The sequence below is a fragment of the Streptomyces sp. MB09-01 genome, assembly GCF_033794505.1.
Lineage (GTDB): Bacteria > Actinomycetota > Actinomycetes > Streptomycetales > Streptomycetaceae > Streptomyces.
Map to the genome: position 1 here is coordinate 1 of NZ_JARAYQ010000466.1, position 3,343 is coordinate 3,343.

4 protein-coding genes are annotated in these 3,343 nt (G+C 73.9%); 1 reads left to right on the top strand and 3 read right to left on the bottom strand.

The window, feature by feature from the left end; translation table 11 throughout:
• The coding region (locus tag PV721_RS42350) for a HAMP domain-containing sensor histidine kinase (RefSeq protein WP_319734075.1) at positions 1-1,378 on the bottom strand (1,378 nt) is incomplete at its 3' end.
• Between the two features lie 7 nt (positions 1,379-1,385).
• The gene (locus PV721_RS42355; RefSeq protein WP_078893179.1) at positions 1,386-2,075 is read right to left on the bottom strand and encodes a response regulator transcription factor; all 690 of its coding nucleotides are present in this window, start codon (positions 2,073-2,075) and stop codon (positions 1,386-1,388) included.
• 79 nt (positions 2,076-2,154) lie between these two features.
• Between PV721_RS42355 and PV721_RS42360 the strand changes: the two genes are divergently transcribed.
• The gene (locus PV721_RS42360; protein ID WP_319734076.1) at positions 2,155-2,703 is read left to right on the top strand and encodes a hypothetical protein; all 549 of its coding nucleotides are present in this window, start codon (positions 2,155-2,157) and stop codon (positions 2,701-2,703) included.
• Positions 2,704-2,728: 25 nt separating this feature from the next.
• Here the strand turns inward: PV721_RS42360 and PV721_RS42365 are convergent.
• Positions 2,729-3,343, bottom strand: a 615-nt coding sequence (locus PV721_RS42365) for a class I SAM-dependent methyltransferase (RefSeq protein ID WP_319734078.1), incomplete at its 5' end; no start/stop codon positions are given.

The following is a 3,343-nucleotide window of genomic DNA, read 5'->3' on the forward strand; positions in this document are numbered from 1 at the left end:
GGGCGGCGACGTACGGCTGGGGCGCGCGGTGCTCGCCGGGACCGCCGAGGGTCCGGCCGTCCAGGCCGATCCACACCCGGACCTCGGTCCCGCCGAGCACCGAGCGCCCCAGCCGTACGTCGCCGCCCGTCGACTCCGCGACGCGGCGCACGATGTCCAGGCCCAGGCCGGTCGATCCGTCGCGGTCGCCGTCGTTGCCGCGGCGCAGGGCGGCCTCCGGGTCGGCGATGCCGGGGCCCGCGTCCGAGACGAGCACGATGACGGCGTCCCCGGCGTCGTGCACGTCCACCGAGAAGGGGGTGCCCTCGGGGGTGTGCCGGAAGACGTTGCCGAGCATGGCGTCGAGGGCGGCGGCGAGCTCGGGCCGGGCCACGGGGATCCGAACCGTACGGTCCACCCCCGCGAGCCGCACCTCGCGGCCCTCGTCCTCCGCGAGCGCCGACCAGAAGTCCATCCGGTCGCGGATCACCTCGGAGGCGTCGCAGCCCGCGCCCGCGCCCGCCCCGGCCAGGCCGGTGGCCGGGCGCTGCTCCCGCGCCGTACGGATGATCGTGTCGACCTCGCGCTCCAGCTGCTCCACCGCGGCCCGGGTCTGTTCTGCGGCCGGGCCGTCCCCGAGCGAGGCCGTGTTGAGCCGCAGCACCGTGAGCGGCGTCCGCAGGCGGTGCGAGAGGTCGGCGGCCAGCTCCCGCTCATTGGCGAGGAGTTCCACCACCTGGTCCGCCATCGCGTTGAACGCGACGGCCGCCGAGCGGAGTTCCGTCGGCCCCACCTCCGGCACCCGCGCCCCGAGCCGGCCCTCGCCCAACTGGTGCGCGGCGTCCGCGAGCCGCTCGGCGGGCCGTACGAGCCGGGCGCCGAGCCGGTCGGCGACGGCCACCGAGCCCACGATCAGCGCCAGCCCGACGCCCGCGAGCACCACCCAGGCGGTCGCGACGCCGTTGCTGACCTCGCTCTCCGGTACGAAGATCTCCACCACCGCGATGTCCCCGGAGCCGAGCGCGGTCGGCTGGAGCAGCGCCGAACCGCCGCCGGCCACCGAGGCCGTCGTGGCCCGCCCGATCCGCCGGGTCTCGGCGACGGCGTGCGCGCCCGCCCGGCCCTGGCCGATCTCCACCGGGGCGCTGTCGCCGATGGCGGGCACGTGGACGGCCATCCGCCGGGCCGCGCCCATCTGCGTGGACTCCATCGCCTTCTGCAGCTGGACGGGGTCGGTGGTGATGGACAGGGTCGGCCCGATGGTGGCGGCCTGCCGCTCGGCGTTGGAGAAGGCCCGGTCGCTGGCCATCTCCTGGACGACGAGCCCGAGGGGTACGGCGAAGGCCACGACCACCATGGCCGTGACCGCGAGGCACACCTTGACCAGGGCCCATCTCATCGGGACATCACTGCGGCGGCTCCAGCTTGACGCCGACACCCCGCAGCGTGTGCAAGTACCGCGGGCGGGCGGCCGTTTCGCCGAGCTTGCGGCGCAGCCAGGACAGGTGGACGTCGATGGTCTGGTCGTCCCCGTACGACTGCTGCCAGACCTCCGCGAGCAGTTCGCGGCGGGCCACGACCACTCCGGGCCGCCCGGCGAGGAAGGCCAGCAGGTCGAACTCCCGCCGGGTGAGGTCCAGTACGGTCCCGTCGAGCTCGGCCTGGCGGCGCAGCGGGTCGATGGCGAGCCCGCCGACGCGCAGCACGCGCGAGGGGGGTTCGGCTCCGGCAGCGGCGCGGGAGCGGCGCAGGACGGCGGCCATGCGGGCGGAGAGGTGCTCCACGGAGAAGGGTTTGGTGAGGTAGTCGTCGGCGCCGTCGTTGAGCAGCCGGACGATCTCCGCCTCGTCGTCGCGCGCGGTCGCGATGATCACGGGTACGTCGGTGATGCCGCGCAGCATCTTGAGCGCTTCGGACCCGTCCAGGTCGGGCAGCCCGAGGTCGAGGATGACCACGTCGAAGCGGTGGTGCGCGACCTCGCGCAGGGCCTCGAGGGCCGTGCCGACGCTCCGCACGGTGTGCGAGGCCTCGGTCAGGTGCCGGATGAGGGCGGAACGTACGAACTGGTCGTCCTCGACCACGAGCACACTTGCCATGGCCCGCACGGTAGTCCATTCGAGGGACCCAGCGGGGTGTCGGGCTTCTCTTGTGACGGGTGGTGCAGTATGTGCCCTGATGCGACGAGGACTTCTTCATGCCATGGCTTGGACGCTGGCGACCGGGGCGGCGGTGACGCTGTCGTGGTGGGGCGTGCACAGCGTCATGTCGGGGACGGCCTACGATCCGCCGCTCGCGGTGCCGCTCGCCACCCAGCCGCTGTCCTCCTCGACGCCGCGCGCGCAGCCGTCGGACGCCCCGGCGGAGTCCGGGTCCGCGTCCCCGTCGCCCTCCGCGTCGCCGAGCCCGGCCGCGCCGTCGTCCGCCGGGGCCTCCCCCGGCAAGCCGTCCCAGAAGCCCGCGGCCACTCCCTCCCCCTACGGGCAGGGGGAGGGGCAGGATCCGGGCAAGGTGAAGGCCTATCCGGTCTCCGGCGGCCGGGTCGTCTTCTCGCTGGGCGCGTCCTCCGCCGAGCTGGTCTCGGCGACGCCGGCGGCCGGCTGGCGGATGCAGGTGTGGAAGCAGGACTTCTGGATCCGGGTCACCTTCACCCGGGACGGCCGCGAGGTGTCGGTGTTCTGCACCTGGCACGACCACCCGCCGCTGGTGGAGATCGTCGACCCCTGAGCCCGGCCGTCCCGGACGGGAAGCCTCAGGCCGGGACCGTGCCCACCAGCACGAACTCGTTGTACGGGAAGACCTTGCCCATCGGCCGGGGGAAGGGGAAGGAGTAGGTCCGCAGGACCGCGATCCCGGCCCGGCCGGCGTGGCTGCGCAGCTGCTCGAAGTCGACCCAGCGGATGTGCGTGGCGTCGGACCGGTAGCCGACCTCCTGCGGGGTGATCATGACGACCGAACCGCCCGGCTTGACCAGCGGAAGGTACTGCTCCAGCAGCGAGGCCGCGGTCTCCTCGTCGACGTGCTCCAGCACGTGCGCGACCAGCAGGCTGTCGAAGGATCCGGGACCGCAGTCCGGGGCGGCGGCCAGCCCGTCGGGGGTGTAGGCGTTCAGTCCGCGCTCGCGGCAGGTCTGCACCGAGTGCGGGTTGTGGTCGACGCCGACGCTGTCCGGGCCGCAGTTGAGCAGGTTGCGCCCCAGCCCGCAGCCTATGTCCAGGACCCGGCCCAGGTTCAGCCGCTGCAGGTTCCAGCGGTACGGAGCCTGCGTGGGCAGCAGCCGCTTGATTCCGGACTGCTCCAGGCGGGCCAGCCGCTGGGTGTAATCGGAACCGGCGGTGCTTGGGGTGCCGGGGGTGGGGGCACCGGG

Coding starts and splice junctions, on each gene's coding strand:
- PV721_RS42360 (WP_319734076.1), top strand. CDS start 2,155: ATGCGACGAGGACTTCTTCATGCCATGGCTTGGACGCTGGCGACCGGG.
- PV721_RS42355 (WP_078893179.1), bottom strand. CDS start 2,075: ATGGCAAGTGTGCTCGTGGTCGAGGACGACCAGTTCGTACGTTCCGCC.